Raw genomic sequence first — 15,554 nt, 5'->3', positions numbered from 1 at the left:
GGTGCAGCTTCTTCAGCGCGAGGCGCGCATCAAGCCGGTGCCGTTCATCGTGCTGGCGGCGCTTTCGGGCCTGTCCAGTGCGGCGGTGCTGGCCATTATCAATACAGCGGCATCGAACGTCGCCACGCGCCAGGGCAATCTTCGCTTCCTGTTGCTGTTCGGGCTTGCAATCGCGATCTTTGCGGTTTCGCAGCGGCACCTGATGATCGATATCTGCCGCAGGGTCGAGGAAGTCATCCATCGCATGCGGGTTCGCCTGATCGAGCGGGCGCGCCACGCCGAACTGCTCGAGATCGAGCAGATCGGCCGCTCGGAGATTTACGCCTGCCTGAGTCGCGAAACGCAGACGCTCGCCCAGGCCGCGCCGTCCATCGTCATTGCAATGCAGTCGGCGGTGCTGGTGATCTGCACCATGCTGTATATCGCAACGCTGTCCGGACTTGCTTTCGTGCTCTCGCTGATATTCACCGCGCTGGGTGCATTCATTCACCGACTCCGGAACACCGAGGTGAAACGCCAGTTGCGCAACGCCTATGAGCGCGAGAACGAACTGGTCGAACGTCTGATCGACATGCTCGACGGCTTCAAGGAAGTGAAGATGAGCACCGCGCGGGCGCGCGAGGTCGCGGATCGCGTCGAATCGATATCGGCGGAGGTGGCGAAGCTCAAGACCAGGACGCAGACGCTGCACGCCAACGATTTCGTCATATCGCAGGTCACCTTTTTCCTGCTGACCGGCATGATGGTATTCGTCGTCCCCGCCTTGAGTCCGACTTATATCGACGTCGTCGTGAAGACGACGACGGCCACGCTGTTCATGATCGGGCCGATTTCCAACGTGGTCGGCAGCATCCCGATCTTCGGCAACGCTAATGCAGCCGCGGACGCCATCATGGAACTTGAAACGCGAATGGCGCGCCTGCAGCGCAGCGTTGTCGAGAACCCGCCGCCGTTCCTGTATTTCCGGCAGATCAAGGCCGAAGCGCTGGAATTCAGCTATCCCGGGCCAAGCGGCGAACCCGGCTTCAAGGTCGGTCCGGTGGACCTGACGATTCGGCGCGGATCGACGGTGTTCATCACCGGCGGCAACGGCTCGGGAAAGACCACGCTGATGCTGATGCTGCTCGGCCTGTATCCTCCGCACAGCGGCATGTTGCATCTCGACGACGAGCCGGTCGGACCGCAGAACGTGAACGCTTACCGCAACCTGTTTTCGGTGGTGTTTTCCGACAACCACCTGTTCGGCGAGCTGTTCGGCATCGAAACCATCGATCGGGCGCTGGCGGCCGAGCTGTTCGAGCTGCTCGAAATGAACCGCAAGACCGAACTGAACGGACGGGCGTTCGGCACCACCCAGCTCTCGGGCGGGCAGCGCAAGCGGCTGGCGCTGATCGCCGCTCTTCTGGAAAAGCGGCCGATCTGCTTTTTCGACGAGTGGGCGGCCGACCAGGACCCGCATTTCCGGGAGAAATTCTACCGCGTAGTGCTGCCGCGATTGAAAGCGGACGGCATCACGATCATCGCCGTCACGCATGACGACAAATATTTCGACGTCGCCGACCTGCATTTGCATATGGAAGAAGGAAAGATCGCTTCGGCGCGCGAGCAGCCCGGCGCATCCGGCCGCTGAAAGACGGTGGCGTCGGCAGCCGGACGTTGACTTGGACAGGCACGCGCGCATGATGTTGAAAACAACCTGAAGGTGCGACAAGGGGGAACTGTGCGATGACCGCGTTTCATAGCTGTAAGCGAGCCCGACGCGTGCTCGCAGGCACGTTGATGCTCTCCGCCACCGCGCTGTTGAACACGCCGCGGCCGGCATGGTCCTGGAGCGAAGGCGACATCGCCCCGATCGCCCAGATCACGCTGGAAGCCGAAGCGGCGCAACGCCCAACCACCGGCGTGACTGCAAGCATCGCATTCAAGAACGGCAAACGATGGTCGGGCGCCGCCGGATCAGCCGACAAGGACGGCAGCAAGAAAATGGTCGCGACCGACCAGATGCGGATCGGCAGCCAGACCAAGACCTATACCGGCACGGTAATCCTGCAGATGGTCGAGGAGGGCAAGATCAGCCTCGACGATAAATTGCAGGCGTGGCTGCCGGCTCTGAATGTGGATCACGACCGCGAGATCACCATCCGCATGCTCCTCGATATGACCAGCGGCGTTCCTGACTACCTCACCGGTCCGGCGGCGGCGTTGCACGGCGGCGGCTGTCCCAAGCCCAGCGACAACTCTCAGGTGCTCGACGAATGGGTGAGAAAGCGCGGGCTGATGACCGCGACACCGGCCGAACTGGTCGCTGCTGCCAATTGCCAGGCCAACACCGGCCTCGGCACCATGGCCTACAGCAATACGAACTTCGTGCTGCTCGGAATGATCGCCGAGAAAATCGCCGGCTGTGGCGAGGCTCCGCCGCCGAGTTGCTACATCGACGAACTGAAGCGCCGCGTGCTTAGCCGTGTCCCCGGCCTGAAGGGCACCACGTTCCCAGACGACGCGGATTTCCCTCAACCGCCCTTCAGCGGTGGCTATGCGCGCGCGGTGGCGAAACAACCGATCGAGGGAGCGTCGGCATTCGCCAATCCCGATGCTGACGAATACGTAGAGTTTACGCACGTTAAGCCGCAGGTGCCGTGGACCGCCGGGGCGATGATCTCTACCGCGGAGGATGAACTGATCTGGTCGAGCCAGTTGGCCACCAACGAATTCCGTCTGCTGTCGCTGGAGATGCAAGCCAAACGCGTCACTGAAACGAACCCGGGCAGCGTGGCCTATATACCCGCACAATATGGGCTCGGCATTTATTACATGCAGTCGATGCTCAACAACAAAAGGATGCTCGGCCACGCGGGTTCGATCTTCGGATACACCTCGGACGTATTCCGGCGTCTCGACAACGAAACTGATTATGCGGCCAACGTCGCCACGTTTCTGCTCACCGACCAGTTCACAGCCCCTGCCCTGGTATGGATCCTCGACCGCAACGTCTGGGGAGCCATCGAGTCCAGGGGTAATTGCGGTTCCAACGCAAAGCCGGCGCCCTATCAGGCGATCTGCACGGGCGATAGCGTTCGGCTGTCGTCACTCGCAGTTGCACGTGCTTTGACCCTGCAGCCTTCGGGCAAATCCTACGATACCTACGTGCCGACGGCCGATGGTCTCCACAGTGACAACGCCAACACCCCGGTCCCCACGCTGGCGTCCTACGGACACCATCAATCCGCACTCGCATTGGGCGGATCCGCAACGCTCAAGATCGAGCCGAGCGCGGCCCTGGCGCTGGTCGGCAATCAATCGGCCGCGATCAGCGTGAAAGGCGCCAGGAATACCGTCTCGATCGAAGGAAGCGTGGCGGCATCGGGACGTGATGTCACCGGGCTGCGCGACACCGGGACCGGCAATACAATGACGGTCGACGGTCAGGTGAACAGTTCGGTGGTCTGGTGGAATCCCGACCAGCAGCTCCCCGGCACCCCTTCGACCCAGATGGTCGCGACCGACAGGGATGTCTCCACGGCGATCGATCTCGCCGGCCGAAATGGCAAGCTCACGGTCGACGGAATCGTGCAAACGCAGCGGATCAAAACCAAGGCCGTGCAGGTGCGGCGGGAAGCGCGCGGCTATGCACTTTCCATCGGCCCCCAGGGCGCCGTGGTCGGTCCAATCGTGCTGGCAGGGACCGGGAATTCGCTGTCAATCGCGCCGGGAGGCCGTGGACTTTATGTCTCCGAGTCGCGCGCGCTGGCGCCACAGACGGCATTATTGACCGCTGCGCCCGGACAATCGAATTCCTTTGTCCTGCGCAACGTACCGCTCACCCCCCCAACCAATCAGTTCGTGTCGGCCGCCGCGCCAGGTCTGCCGCCGATACGGCGACCACTGCCGGTTCCCCGGGATCTGACGACGGCGGCGCCAACCGAGAGCTTGTCCTTGTCGCCGCCGCCGCCTTCGATGCTGGCGTTGCAGGGCCGCGGCAATGCGGTCAAGATCGACGGCACCCTGATTGGAGCCATCCCAAAAGAATTTCAATCGGCCTACACCAAGGACGTCGTCGCGGTGGACGAACGGGGATCCGGCAATACGCTCACCATCGGCCAGACCGGCACAGTGATCGGAGACATCATCCTGCGCGGCCGGGGCACGCGCCTGCGGCTAGACGGCACGGCGAAGGGCGACGTGAAAATCACCGGGGCTTCGACGGTGATCGAGGGCAACGGCCGGATCGAGGGCAAGCTCACAATCAACGGCACGACGGTCTCGCAGCAAGGCAACCTCAAATTCGGCCCTGCCCCATAGCGCAAGCGCGGTTACGGCTCTAGGCCGGATTGACGCAACGCCGATGCTGCTTGCGCCGAAGTCAAAAACCGGAGCAGCGCGTCGGATTGAACCGCCCGCGGCGACCCCGCCAGCCGTCCGGCGGAAAACACCGCCGCGCTTTGCATATCCAGCGGTATCGGTCCGACGACTTCAACGCCTGCGACCTGCTTCAATTCGCTGATCTGCTGCACGGCGAGGTCGGCTTCGCCGCTGAGAAGCCGTTCGGCGGTCAAACCTTGCGGAATGATGGTGGCCGCGGCGTTAACATCGGAGGCGATGCCCATCCGCTCGATGAGCTGCGCGAAGAAGATGCCGCTTGCCCCGAGGCGCGAATAGGCTACCGACCGGGCGCCGAGCAGCGTGGCGCGCAGGGCGGCGGATGTGGCGATATCGGGGTGTGGCGCGCCGGCCTTTACGGCCACGCCGACATAGGACCGCGCCAGGTCTACGCAACTCTCCGGCACAACGGTGCCGTCTTTCGCAAGGCCTTCGAGCCCCTCGCGGGTCAGGATGACGAGATCGGCGCCCTCGCCGCCCTTGAGACGATCCAGCAGCGCCAGCGTCGGCGCGTAATCAGCTTCGATACGCGTTGCCGTCACCGCCTCATATCGTTCGGCCAGCGCGGCAATGGCGCCCTTCAAAGCCAATGTCGAGAGTACCCGGACGACATTTTCCATCGATTACGGTCTCCTGCGCAGGAGATAGCGTTGCGTGCCTTCCATCACCAGGTCCGATCTCTGGTTATGAACGGTGCTGTGGATCGCGACAACCCCGGTCGTACGATTGGGCGCGAGTTCGGCGATCTCGAGTGCCGGATATAGCGTGTCGCCGCTATAGACGGGCTTGAGAAACCGCGATGACTGATCGAGAAAGCCGATCAGGCTGTCTTCCACCATGTATGGAAAGTCCCCCGCTCCCGCCGCGGTCTGGATCAGGACCTGATAGCCGTGCGCGAGCATGTGCGGCATCCCGCGTCGCCGGCAATATTCGACGTCATAGTGAACGGGATGGTTGTCCCCGCTTGCGCCCTGAAATGCGGCGAACAGCGCGTCCGTCATGGTCCGGCTGGGAAGGACGAAGCGTTCGCCGATTTTGAAATCGCCGAACCAGCGGGTTTCAAAACGCCGGTGCTGGGCCGGATCGAACATCTCGGTCATTTGCAACCTCAGGCCCCCAGGACGGCGACAAAGCAACAGCTGCGGCCATCGCGGTTCGCTGCACGCCGAGCCGTCGGCACCGACGTAGGTCCGGAAGGTCTCCGCCGTCGCCGGCGCCGATCGATTGTTACGCGCGCAGCCGCTATCGCCGCGCCGGGACTGAGTGTGGCCTTGCCCCGCTTCATGCTCCGTCCCAGCCGTTTCGGCAGAATATAGCGCATGGAAAGCCCGGTTTGTCATGGCCGGACTTGATCCGGCGCAAACCCGCCGATCCGGGTCTGCGCCTGCGCGGAGACGACGGAAGCAACTTACGCTGCAGCTTCCATTTCCGCGTCGAGATCGGCGATGACGTCCTCGAATGCGGAAATCGCCTGCTGAACCGCGGCGATCTGCATCAATTCCCAGCCGTTGATCGGACCGTTGCGCTTCTGCAGAGCCACCACGAGATCCCTCCGCTGTTCTTTGAGCTGAACCAGCGGCAGACCGTGATCGGCAAGCGATTTCATCATGACTTTTTCCCCGGCCTTCTTCTGTTGGGCATGACAGTTGTAGCGGGGTATTTCTGAAATCCACTTACAAAACTCCGGCAAATTTTAACGGTTCGGGCAGCCTCGGCGTTCTCACGCCATCATCGGCGACGGCACCGCTTCCGCGATCGCTTGGGCAAGCGCCTGCGTCACGCACATGGTGCTCCATTCGCTCTGGTGAAGATTCTCCGGGTCGGTCGGATCGATCATATCCTGGAGCGGGACGCCGTCGTCCACGGTCCATCGCTTCATCAGTGCGAAGCGACGAAATACGTCAACGTTCGCCTTGTCCGCCACGTCCGCGATCCGCAAAACCATTTCTTCGGAAAACTTGATCCTGTCGGGGCCGACGATGGCTGGCGCGTATTGCAGGTCCATCAGCACCACATCCGCCGCAAGATCCCTGAGCCAACCAAGCCCCGTCGCGATCGAAGCACTCACGCCGCCGAGATCGAATTCTTCCTTGCGAAACACCGCGTTGGTTCCGACCTGCCAGATCACCAATGTCGGCGCCTCGGCGCGGACATCGCTTTCAAAGCGCGAAAGCTCGGACGGCGCTTCCTGGCCGCCAATTCCCCTGTTGAGAACATCAATCATCCGGTCGGAAAACGTTTTACGCAAGGCCATCTGCAACCGGCTTGGGTAAGGCACAATGTCTCCTTCGCCAGCGGTCGATGACGAACCTATCGCCACGATCCTTATCTTCCGCTGCGATTTGAGCGCTCGGGCCAAATGCGGAAGAGGATACTTGAACCGGACAAGCTGGGGATGGGGAATACAGGGCCGTGACATATCAAGCATGTGAATAGTCCATTAACCAAGACCATCGCCGGTTGCCGGCGGATCTGGAAGCCAAAGCGTCAGAATATTGCAAATGAAATTCCCGCGATCGACCGGCTTGACCCCAAAATCGAGCCAACAAATCGGACGAGCCGGGCAATCCCGGATTGCACCCGGCTGCATCCGGGCTACAAAGCCCGACAAGATCACCGGAGATTTTCCATGCGCGGAAAAGTCATGCTCGTAACCGGCGCCTTCGGCGCCCTCGGGGTCGCGGTCGTCGACATGGCGATTGCCGAAGGAGCGCAGGTCGGTGCGGTAGACTTTGCGCCGCGGTCCCAGGGCACCGACGGCCCAGGCCGGTTTCGGCAGGGCGGCATCGATCTGTCCAACCCGGCGCAAGCCAGGCAGGCCGTCGACGCGGTAGTGGCGCATTTCGGCAGGCTCCACGTGCTCATCAATATTGCCGGGGGCTTTTCATTCGAACCCATCGCCGAGGGTGATCCGAAGACCTGGGAGCGGCTGTATGCGATCAACGTGCTTACCGCGCTCAACGCTTCACGCGCGGCTGTCCCGCACCTCATCGCATCCGGCGCGGGTCGGATTGTCAATATCGGCGCGATGGGCGCGCTTCAGGCGGGCGCCGGCATGGGTCCCTACGCCGCGTCCAAGGCCGGCGTGCACCGCCTGACCGAAGCATTGGCCGCCGAACTTAAAGGCAAGGTCACGGTCAATGCGGTGCTGCCATCGACCATCGATACGCCCGCCAATCGCGCCGGCATGCCGAACGCGGATTTTACCAAATGGGTGACCGGGGACGAACTGGCCAAGGTGATCCTGTTTTTCGCCAGCGACGCCGCCAGCGCCATCACCGGCGCATTGCTGCCGGTCGCCGGGCGGGTGTAGGCTTGCCCTGGTCGGCGAAAGCCTATGATCCGTACTCTCGACACCATGCTTTTCGCCGCGCCCGCGACAACCAGATGCCGGGTGACAGCGCAATCATCCTTCGGCGAGTTTCTTCAACACCGCCTTGAAACGAATGCTGCGCTTGCCGGCGAGCGCAGTGGCTTCGGCTTCCGCGCCTGAACTGGAGTAGGTGCCGGAAAAGCCGATGCCCACTTCATGCCCGCCGAATACCGGCCGCTCGCCCTTGCTCGGAGTGTGCTCGTGATTGACGATCTCACCCTTCCATTTGCCGTTCGCGCAGGTGTAGGAGCCGATGTAATCGAAAAAACCATCGCCGCCGCGTATCAACCCGTCGCGCAGCACCATCACCCCGGTGTTGCCGCCGTCGACGCCGTCGAGCATCTGGATGTGAATGGAATAGAGCCCGTTGCCGATGCCGCGCGCTTGGGTGGGAGTAACCGGGGGCGCGGCCTCGTCGCTGATCGGGGTCATCAGGGATTTGAAAGGGATGCCGGGCATTTGCGTGCTGCCCCCCTCAAAATAAAAATGATCGTCCTCCCGCCATCCGCGCAATTTCAGCGTGATCTTGTCGGTCTTGAACAGCGGCTGATAGTTCGGATCCTCATGGTGGCGCACGGTCGATACTTCCGCCCTGATCTCCTCGCCGGACTCATCGTAGCGTCCGATGAATGCGAAGGCGGAATTTCCCCCGAGCATCTTGCCGTCATAGGCATAGATCACACCGCAGCGCGAACCGTGCACCGTATTAAATTCGACCTTGTACAGCCCCTGCAGCACCGCAGTCGCTCCGGCATCGATGAAATGCGTCGCAACCCGCGGATCCCCGATCCGCGGGTTTATTCAAATGCCATGATTCATCTTGTCCCGGGCCCATCGTAACCGCTCCCGGCCGGTTTGGGCAAATCCTTTACGGAGATTCGGGTAGACTGCGGGCTTGAGTCGCCGCTGCCGCAGCCCCGGAGCCTGCCCCTTGGAAACCGCGCTATATCTGCCCGTCAAACGTTTCCTCGAAAACCTCGGCTTCACGGTCAAGGGCGAGGTCGGCGGCTGCGATCTGGTGGCGCTGAGCGGGGGCGATTCCCCGGTCGTGGTGATCGGCGAGTTGAAACTCACCTTCAATCTCGAACTGATCCTGCAGGCCGTCGACCGCGCCGGCGCCTGTGACGAGGTCTGGCTCGCGGCCAGGATGTCGGCACGCGGCCGGGGCCGCGAGAGCGACCCGCGCTACCGCAATCTGTGCCGTCGGCTCGGTTTCGGCATGTTGGCTGTCACCGCCGGCGACCAGGTCGAAGTTATCGTCCGACCGGCCACCATGGCCCCGCGCCGCAATCCCAACAAACGCTCGCGGCTGGTCGCCGAGCATAACCGGCGCAAGGGCGATCCGACCGCCGGCGGCAGCACACGATCGCCGATCATGACCGCATACCGCCAGCAAGCGCTGTCCTGCGCGGCGGCGCTGGCACTCGGCCCGCGTAAGGTGCGCGAGTTGCGCCCCGACATCCCGGACGCACCGAAAATCCTGCGTCATAATCATTATGGCTGGTTCGACCGCGCCGAGCGCGGCGTTTACGCGCTGACCGACGCCGGACGTGCCGCGTTGAAACGGTGGCCGCAGCAGTTGATGCCAATCGCGGATGCAGGCCAACTCGTGCCGACTTGCTGACCTTGAGCAATTTGAGACGTGAGGAAGGGCAACATGATCGTGGTGACGGGCAGCGTGGTGGCCCGGCAGGATACGTTCGACGAAGTACGCAGGTTAAGCCTCGAACACGTGCATCGCTCGCGCGGCGAACCGGGCTGCATCTCCCATGCCGTACATATCGATTGCGAGAACGCACTGCGGCTGGTGTTCATCGAGCAATGGACCGACCGAGCCGCACTGCTGGCGCATTTCGCGGTGCCCGCCTCGCGCGATTTCGTCCGCGCGTTGCAGGCGTTGGCCGCAACGGCAGCCACGATTGAACTTTATGACGCAACAAAGCTTGAGAAACTTTAGCTCGGCGCCTTGCATAGCAGCATTGCCTTCTTTAATCCTATATTGCGTTGCAACATTGGCGTCATTAGGTAGGTGGGACATGCGAGGCGCACAATGAGCGAAGACTGGAACACCAAATACGGGCCCCGGCGCGTGCGCCGCGACCCGCCGACGCTCGAGGAAGCCGTCTTCGCCGCGATTGGCATCACCGACGATCAGGAAGCGCAGGCCGAGATCGCCGCCGCACTGATGGGGTTGCCAATCGCCGAGGTGCAGGCCGTGGTAAAGAAGGCCGGCCGCGTCACCGCGGGCCGCTCGACAACGCGTGTCATCGCCGGTGAACAAGGCGCGCAGCGCTCCATAGTGGTCGAGCGCCGCATTGTCAGGAAATTCGGCAACGACAAGCGCACCGGCACCTGACGCTCAGGCGGCTCCGGCACACGAACAGCTTGGTGTGCCTGTGTTATTCTGCCCTTGGCTGGGCTGCCCGACCCCAACCGGACATTCCCCACAACAATTTCCACCAGGCACGGTTGAAGCTCACACTGGCACGTACCGCCTTGGACACCGCCGATGAAGGTTTGCCGAGCTCGGGCTGTTTTTGCTGTTTAAGATCAATACTCCCGGTCGATTCCCCTTGGCGGAATGTCAAATGCGCGCCAAACTTGTTGGCGAGCGCCCGCATCGCGCCATTGCTGTAGCCAGTGGTGATCCGCAGGCTACGATAGCCGCGCCCTTCCGCTTCCGCGATCAGCCTCCGGAACAGAATGGTACCGACGCCCTTGCGGCGGACCGAACGCTCGACGCTGAAGGCAATCTCGGGCATGCCGCCGTCCGACGAATCCGGCTGATGCAGTTCGGCGGCACCAAGGACCTTGTCGTCCTCGACATACGCTATCACTACCGTTCCGTCGGCAAGACAGCGCGCCGCGTAGGATTCGATGAACCGCTCGTCGGCGGCGCCATTGAAGCGATCACGCCGGCTGGCGGAATCCAGTCTGAGAAGGTGCTCGCGCAACAACGGCATCTCGCGCGCGGTGAGGGTTCGGATGGTGCCGTTCGCAGGAAGTGCAGCCATGATCTTTTCTCCTCGTGAAGCCCTCGAGGAGGCGTCGAATCCCTAGAGCACTAATATTGTGCGTCGCACCATAATTACAAGACCTTAACAACTTGAAATAATGGCAGAAAGCGTTGTGCACTCAATAATATTGTTCCAAAATGTTCCGCTCAGAGCACAATCTGGGTTTGAGTGACGAGGGCTATCAGCTTCCCGCCTTCGGTTTCCAGCCGCGTCTGCCACACCTGGGTACGTCGGCCGCGATGCACCGGCGTCGCAGTCGCGATCACCGTTGTTCCTTCCTTCGCCCCACTGACGAAATTGGTCTTGCTCTCGATGGTCGCGGTTCCCTTGGCGTCGTCCGCCAGATTGATGATGGTGGCCGCCGCCCCGACCGAATCCGCAAAGGCCATCAGCGCGCCGCCATGAATGGTATGGCCGAGCGTACAGAGATCGGGCCGCACCAGCATCCGCGCCACCACCCGGTCCTGTTCGGCTTGGGTGAAGGTCACGCCCTTCAATTCGGCAAAAGGCATCTTCATCGCGTTGATTTTTTCAAGCGGCGTCATGATCGATCGGCCTCCCCACCTCGTCATACGCGGGCTCGACCCGCGTATCCATCTTGAAACCGTCATTCCTGGGTCCTGGCGGGGTTGAGCAGAGAAAGGCGTGGATGGCCGGGACGAGCCCGGCCATGACCAAGCGCGAACTAAGCCGGTCCGGCCACGACGACGCGGGAGCTCGCGGCCGATGGTGTGATGAGTTTTCGCTTTGCTCAACCCATCCTGCGAGACCTATGCCTTTTCAACGCCGCACCATTCCGCGATGAACAGCGCGGTCGCCTTGGTGGATTTGCGCAGCGATTCCAGGTCGACATATTCATTGAAACCATGCATCGCGGCCCCGCTGGCGCCGAAGCACAGGCTCGGAATATTGTAGTTCAGCCCGTAAAAGCGCGTGTCGGTCAACGCGGTGAACGCCAGATCGGGCGCAGCCCCGCCGTAGACCGCATCGTAGGCCTTGCCGAATGCGGCTTCCGGTGCGGCGGATTCCTTCAGCTCATATCCTTCCGACAGGAACCCGGACCACTCCACCTGCGGCGGATTGTTGGAAAGGAAGCGATGGTCGCGCGCTGCCGCGGAGACACAGCTTAGAATTTCGGCCTGGCAATCCTTGACCGACCAGCCCGGCAGAATCGCGATGCGGCAATCCACGTCGCACCATGCCGGCACGCTGGAGGCCCAGTCGCCGCCCTTGATGATGCCGGGATTGAAATTGATCGGGTGCGTTACTGCCTTGAAGTGCCGATCGCCCTTGGCGCGCTCGTTCCATTCCGCCTCCAGCTTTTCCAGCGTCTGAATGAGATGATAGGCTGCCGTGATCGCATTGGAGCCGGCGCCGGCCTCGAACACGTGCACGGGATGGCCGCGCACTTTCAGGCGAAACCAGATCACGCCGACCTGCGAGCGCACCATGTGACCCGACGTCGGCTCCGGAATGAAGCAGCAATCGGCGCGGTAGCCGCGCTGCAATGTGGACAGCGCCCCCACCCCGGTGCTCTCCTCCTCGATCACGGACTGGAAATGAATTCGCGCGGTCGGCTTCAGCCCGGCCGCCTTGATCGCATCGAGCGCGTAAAGCGCGCCGATGGTGCCGGATTTCATGTCGCAGGCGCCGCGGCCATACATTTTTCCGGCCCTGATCACCGGCGCAAACGGCGGCGTCTCCCACATTCCGAGCGGACCGGCCGGCACCACATCGCAGTGCCCCTGCAGGATCAGCGATTTACCGCTATTGCTCGAAGGCCGGTAAGTCCCGACCACCGTGCGCGCCTTGGAAAAATCATGCTCGATCGGGCCGAAGCCGCGCATGTCGCTGAGGTCGTCGACATCGATGTGCCAGTCGTCCACTTCGTAACCACGCTGGCGCAGCAGATCTCCGATCATGTCCTGGCACGGGCCTTCCGCACCGCGGGTCGATGGAATCGCCACAAAATCCTTGGTAGTTGCCAGTTGCGCGTCGAAGCCGGCATCCACGGCATCCAGGATTTTGCGTTCGGTATCGTCGGAACCCATGGTGTCGCTGCTCCCGTTGAGGTCCGATCAAACCATATTTATCAGGATTTGCCGACGTTTTTGATCGCTAGGAGAATCGCAAGCGCGTCCATACAATGGATCGTCATTGCGAGCCAACGGATCGGCGCAAAGCGCCGCCCGAAGATGGGTTCCGGGAAGCGTCGAGAGCTATGAGAAAACTGGACCACCTCGTCGCTTCGCTCCTTGCAATGACAAACGCAGCAAGGAAATCCGATGCCCGGCAACCGCAATCTCATGTTTCTCGTCGTCGGCGCGCTAATCGTGGTCGTGGGCGTGCTCGGTTACAATCTCTATGAGGCCAGGAAGGAGCCGAAAGGCGTTCAGATCAATGTCGGTCCTGACGGACTGAAGATCCAGAACAAATGACAGGCCGCATGAAAGTCTGGCGCGCGGTTTTTTCCGCGCTTCTGTTGGTCGGATTCACCGCCCCCGGTATGACGCAGCAAGTCGCGCGCGAACAGGACATTACCGACGTGCGGTTAGGGCAACGCATCTTGGTCGACGACGGATCATGCCCCGCCGGGCAGATCAAGGAAGTCACTGGCGTCAAAATGACCGCGACCGGGATTGCACGGGCGCGAAAATGCGTGCCGCGGCTGGGCACCAAGAAATAGAAGGCCTCAATAACGGACCGGGCTGGCGCAGCAGCGCGACGTTGAGCCGCACGCTCCTGCGGCCCAACCTTGAGCTCATGAAGAGAGCGGCTATCCGGCGGCGGTGCCTGTCGGCGGTTCAGTCTGCACTAACGCAGGTTTGGAACCGGGCTTCCGGCCGAACTTGCGCTCACCTAGATTGTCCCCGAACCAAGCGACCATGGCCGTGATTGCAAATCCGAGTACCGCCACCATCGTTCCGAGATCGAACGACGAGTTCTCCTTCGAATTCACTTGGCCCGTGGTAAGACTCTCCGAGGCAGCCGCACTTCCGGACCTTGCAGCTTTGTCGTCTTTGTTCGTCCGAAGCGCATTGTCTCTTTGACCAATAAGGTCGCGTCCGACATCTGACAGAATCTCCGTCCGATCCTGAGTGCGAGCAATAAAATCGATCGCCCGCTGAAGCGCATTTCGCGCTTGCCCCCTCAAATTTGCCGCGTAGTCGTTAAGTTCACCGATCGAAGTCCGTGCATCGAAACGCAGGTCGCTGATCACCGCCTTGAGACGAAGCTCGGCTGCCTCGTTTTCGTAGCTACGAACTGGTCTAGCCACAGTCGAGGCGGACCCGGTCGTTGCCGAACCGGTTGTTGTCGACCCCGTCGTTGTCGATCCGGTATTTCCCGCCCCAACCGCCATCGAGGTCGAATCCTCCTTGGTTGCGGTTGCCGTCGTTTCGGATGACGGCCTGCTTGCCGGCGGCGGCTCAGTCGAACCCCGCGCAGATGTCGCCCCTTCTGAAGCGGGCCTAGCAACTACGTTCTTGTCCGCTTGAGAGACTTGGCTGGCCGGAGCCTGAATAACCCGCGGCGAGGGCACCGGTTCAACGTAGCGCACATACAGCGATCGCCCCCCATTCGAACTGAGGAAGGCTACGGTGCTCGCGCTGGCCAACAAGATCGTAGCGGTGACCCGCGCTGCCTTAACTGTCTTTCCGATAAGCATTGGCCTTCCCCTGTGCAAACAAGCGCCCGAAGATATGGGAATGGCACAATTGCTTTGCAACCCGTACCCGGCTGGTCGTCGTATATTGCGCGTCCCGTGCCGATGGATGGACCGTTTTCTCGTGAACGGAAGCGGTCACCGCGCCGGGGTCACGCTCGCCGGCTGGCTCGGCGGCACCGGCGATCCACGGCTGCCCGCGGTGGCGCCGCCGTCGATCGGCAGCGTGATGCCGGTGACCCAGCGCGACTCGTCGCTGGCAAGATACAGGGCGCCATAGGCAATATCCCACCCCGTGCCCTCGGTTCCGAGCAGCGTGCGTTCGCTGCGGGCTTGGCGCATCTGCGGCGTCATGCCGCGAGAAGCCACCATGGGTGTATAAACGGTGCCAGGTGCGATGCAATTGACGCGGATGCCGTCGCGGCCGTGATGCGCCGCCATCGCGCGCGTCAGGCTGACGATGGCACCCTTGGACGTTGGATACAGCAGGCTCGGGTGTCCGCCCTGCAACCCCGCTACCGATGTCAGATTGACGATCGAGCCGCCGCCGCCTTTGATCATTTCGGGAATTGCGTATTTCGCCATTAGCATCATCGAGGCGACATTGATGCGCATGGCCTGGTCCCACGCTGCCGCATCGACTTCGACGGCATTGCCCCGCGGCCCGGTGATGCCGACATTGTTGACGAGGATGTCGAGCCTGCCCCAATTGTCGACCGTGCGTGCGACGATGGCCTGACATGAAGCTGGATCGCTGACGTCGGCTTCGACGATCTGGGAGTTGCCGCCTTCGGCTTCGATCAGCCGTTTGGTCTCTTCCGCCCATTGCGCAACGGTGTCGACCAGCGTGACCTTCGCGCCATGCCGCGCCAGAATGACGGCCGTGGCGCGGCCGTTGCCGATGCCTTCGGCGCGCGAGCCGGCTCCGGTGACGACGGCAACCTTGCCCTTGAGGCGGTCGTCGCGGCGGATATCGGTCATTTCAACCTTGCATGTCCGGGGCCTGTCCAGGCCATTCACGTCTTTCCCGCTTGAAACCAGTAAGACGTGGATGCCCGGCACAAGGCCACGGCTGTCCGGTTCATTGAAAGTATAGTCCAAGTTTCAGCTGATTTGGATT

The 15,554-nt window shown here is 61.9% G+C and carries 18 protein-coding genes; 8 read left to right on the top strand and 10 right to left on the bottom strand.

The features are described 5' to 3' along the window. Position 1: 1 nt before the first annotated feature. Entirely contained in the window at positions 2-1,630 is a 1,629-nt protein-coding gene (locus ACFE72_RS14975) for a cyclic peptide export ABC transporter (protein ID WP_375413894.1), read from the top strand. Between the two features lie 149 nt (positions 1,631-1,779). Continuing rightward, a complete protein-coding gene (locus tag ACFE72_RS14970; protein WP_375413893.1) occupies positions 1,780-4,302 on the top strand; it encodes a serine hydrolase in 2,523 nt (840 codons plus the stop codon). 11 nt (positions 4,303-4,313) lie between these two features. Here the strand turns inward: ACFE72_RS14970 and ACFE72_RS14965 are convergent, their stop codons facing one another. The 4 genes from ACFE72_RS14965 to ACFE72_RS14950 all read right to left on the bottom strand — a co-directional run bounded on the left by ACFE72_RS14965 (position 4,314) and on the right by ACFE72_RS14950 (position 6,799). Beyond that, a complete protein-coding gene (locus ACFE72_RS14965; RefSeq protein ID WP_375413892.1) occupies positions 4,314-5,000 on the bottom strand; it encodes a substrate-binding domain-containing protein in 687 nt (228 codons plus the stop codon). Positions 5,001-5,003: 3 nt separating this feature from the next. Then, complete coding sequence (locus ACFE72_RS14960; RefSeq protein WP_375413891.1) at positions 5,004-5,480, bottom strand: MaoC family dehydratase; 477 nt, start codon at positions 5,478-5,480, stop codon at positions 5,004-5,006. Between the two features lie 308 nt (positions 5,481-5,788). Further along, positions 5,789-5,989 (bottom strand): hypothetical protein, encoded by a 201-nt coding sequence (locus ACFE72_RS14955; RefSeq protein WP_375413890.1) that lies wholly within the window; start codon positions 5,987-5,989, stop codon positions 5,789-5,791. A gap of 111 nt (positions 5,990-6,100) precedes the next feature. Beyond that, positions 6,101-6,799 (bottom strand): SGNH/GDSL hydrolase family protein, encoded by a 699-nt coding sequence (locus tag ACFE72_RS14950; protein ID WP_375413914.1) that lies wholly within the window; start codon positions 6,797-6,799, stop codon positions 6,101-6,103. A 210-nt stretch (positions 6,800-7,009) separates the two neighbouring features. On the opposite strand from ACFE72_RS14950, the gene fabG reads away from it, so the two are divergent. After that, complete coding sequence (fabG, locus tag ACFE72_RS14945) at positions 7,010-7,693, top strand: 3-oxoacyl-ACP reductase FabG (RefSeq protein ID WP_375413889.1); 684 nt, start codon at positions 7,010-7,012, stop codon at positions 7,691-7,693. A 93-nt stretch (positions 7,694-7,786) separates the two neighbouring features. Here the strand turns inward: fabG and ACFE72_RS14940 are convergent, their stop codons facing one another. After that, positions 7,787-8,491, bottom strand: coding sequence for a GrlR family regulatory protein (locus ACFE72_RS14940; protein WP_375413888.1), 705 nt, complete (start codon positions 8,489-8,491; stop codon positions 7,787-7,789). A 193-nt stretch (positions 8,492-8,684) separates the two neighbouring features. On the opposite strand from ACFE72_RS14940, the gene ACFE72_RS14935 reads away from it, so the two are divergent. The 3 genes from ACFE72_RS14935 (at position 8,685) to ACFE72_RS14925 (ending at position 10,109) form a co-directional block, all read left to right on the top strand. Then, the gene (locus ACFE72_RS14935) at positions 8,685-9,377 is read left to right on the top strand and encodes a DUF2161 domain-containing phosphodiesterase (protein ID WP_375413887.1); all 693 of its coding nucleotides are present in this window, start codon (positions 8,685-8,687) and stop codon (positions 9,375-9,377) included. A gap of 33 nt (positions 9,378-9,410) precedes the next feature. Further along, the gene (locus ACFE72_RS14930; RefSeq protein WP_375413886.1) at positions 9,411-9,710 is read left to right on the top strand and encodes a putative quinol monooxygenase; all 300 of its coding nucleotides are present in this window, start codon (positions 9,411-9,413) and stop codon (positions 9,708-9,710) included. Between the two features lie 93 nt (positions 9,711-9,803). Beyond that, positions 9,804-10,109 (top strand): hypothetical protein, encoded by a 306-nt coding sequence (locus ACFE72_RS14925; RefSeq protein ID WP_375413885.1) that lies wholly within the window; start codon positions 9,804-9,806, stop codon positions 10,107-10,109. A gap of 43 nt (positions 10,110-10,152) precedes the next feature. Here ACFE72_RS14925 and ACFE72_RS14920 read toward each other — a convergent pair whose 3' ends face one another. From ACFE72_RS14920 to ACFE72_RS14910, 3 genes are all read right to left on the bottom strand, one after another. Next, a complete protein-coding gene (locus ACFE72_RS14920) occupies positions 10,153-10,767 on the bottom strand; it encodes a GNAT family N-acetyltransferase (protein ID WP_375413884.1) in 615 nt (204 codons plus the stop codon). 149 nt (positions 10,768-10,916) lie between these two features. After that, on the bottom strand, positions 10,917-11,315 hold the full coding sequence (locus tag ACFE72_RS14915; RefSeq protein WP_375413883.1) for a PaaI family thioesterase: 399 nt from the start codon (positions 11,313-11,315) through the stop codon (positions 10,917-10,919). Between the two features lie 225 nt (positions 11,316-11,540). Beyond that, complete coding sequence (locus tag ACFE72_RS14910; RefSeq protein WP_375413882.1) at positions 11,541-12,821, bottom strand: ArgE/DapE family deacylase; 1,281 nt, start codon at positions 12,819-12,821, stop codon at positions 11,541-11,543. 234 nt (positions 12,822-13,055) lie between these two features. Between ACFE72_RS14910 and ACFE72_RS14905 the strand changes: the two genes are divergently transcribed. Next, positions 13,056-13,208 carry a hypothetical protein gene (locus ACFE72_RS14905; protein WP_375413881.1) on the top strand — a complete coding sequence of 51 codons (153 nt, stop codon included), beginning with the start codon at positions 13,056-13,058 and terminating at the stop codon, positions 13,206-13,208. A gap of 8 nt (positions 13,209-13,216) precedes the next feature. Continuing rightward, positions 13,217-13,456, top strand: coding sequence for a DUF6719 family protein (locus ACFE72_RS14900; RefSeq protein WP_375413880.1), 240 nt, complete (start codon positions 13,217-13,219; stop codon positions 13,454-13,456). A 90-nt stretch (positions 13,457-13,546) separates the two neighbouring features. On the opposite strand, the gene ACFE72_RS14895 is transcribed toward ACFE72_RS14900, so the two are convergent. Together ACFE72_RS14895 and ACFE72_RS14890 are read right to left on the bottom strand one after the other, a co-directional pair. Continuing rightward, positions 13,547-14,131 carry a hypothetical protein gene (locus tag ACFE72_RS14895; protein WP_375413879.1) on the bottom strand — a complete coding sequence of 195 codons (585 nt, stop codon included), beginning with the start codon at positions 14,129-14,131 and terminating at the stop codon, positions 13,547-13,549. A gap of 441 nt (positions 14,132-14,572) precedes the next feature. Further along, positions 14,573-15,415 (bottom strand): SDR family NAD(P)-dependent oxidoreductase, encoded by an 843-nt coding sequence (locus tag ACFE72_RS14890; RefSeq protein ID WP_375413878.1) that lies wholly within the window; start codon positions 15,413-15,415, stop codon positions 14,573-14,575. Between the last annotated feature and the right edge of the window lie 139 nt (positions 15,416-15,554).

The organism is uncultured Bradyrhizobium sp. (assembly GCF_964252615.1).
Lineage (GTDB): Bacteria > Pseudomonadota > Alphaproteobacteria > Rhizobiales > Xanthobacteraceae > Bradyrhizobium.
This window is presented reverse-complemented; position numbering and strand designations above follow the sequence as displayed.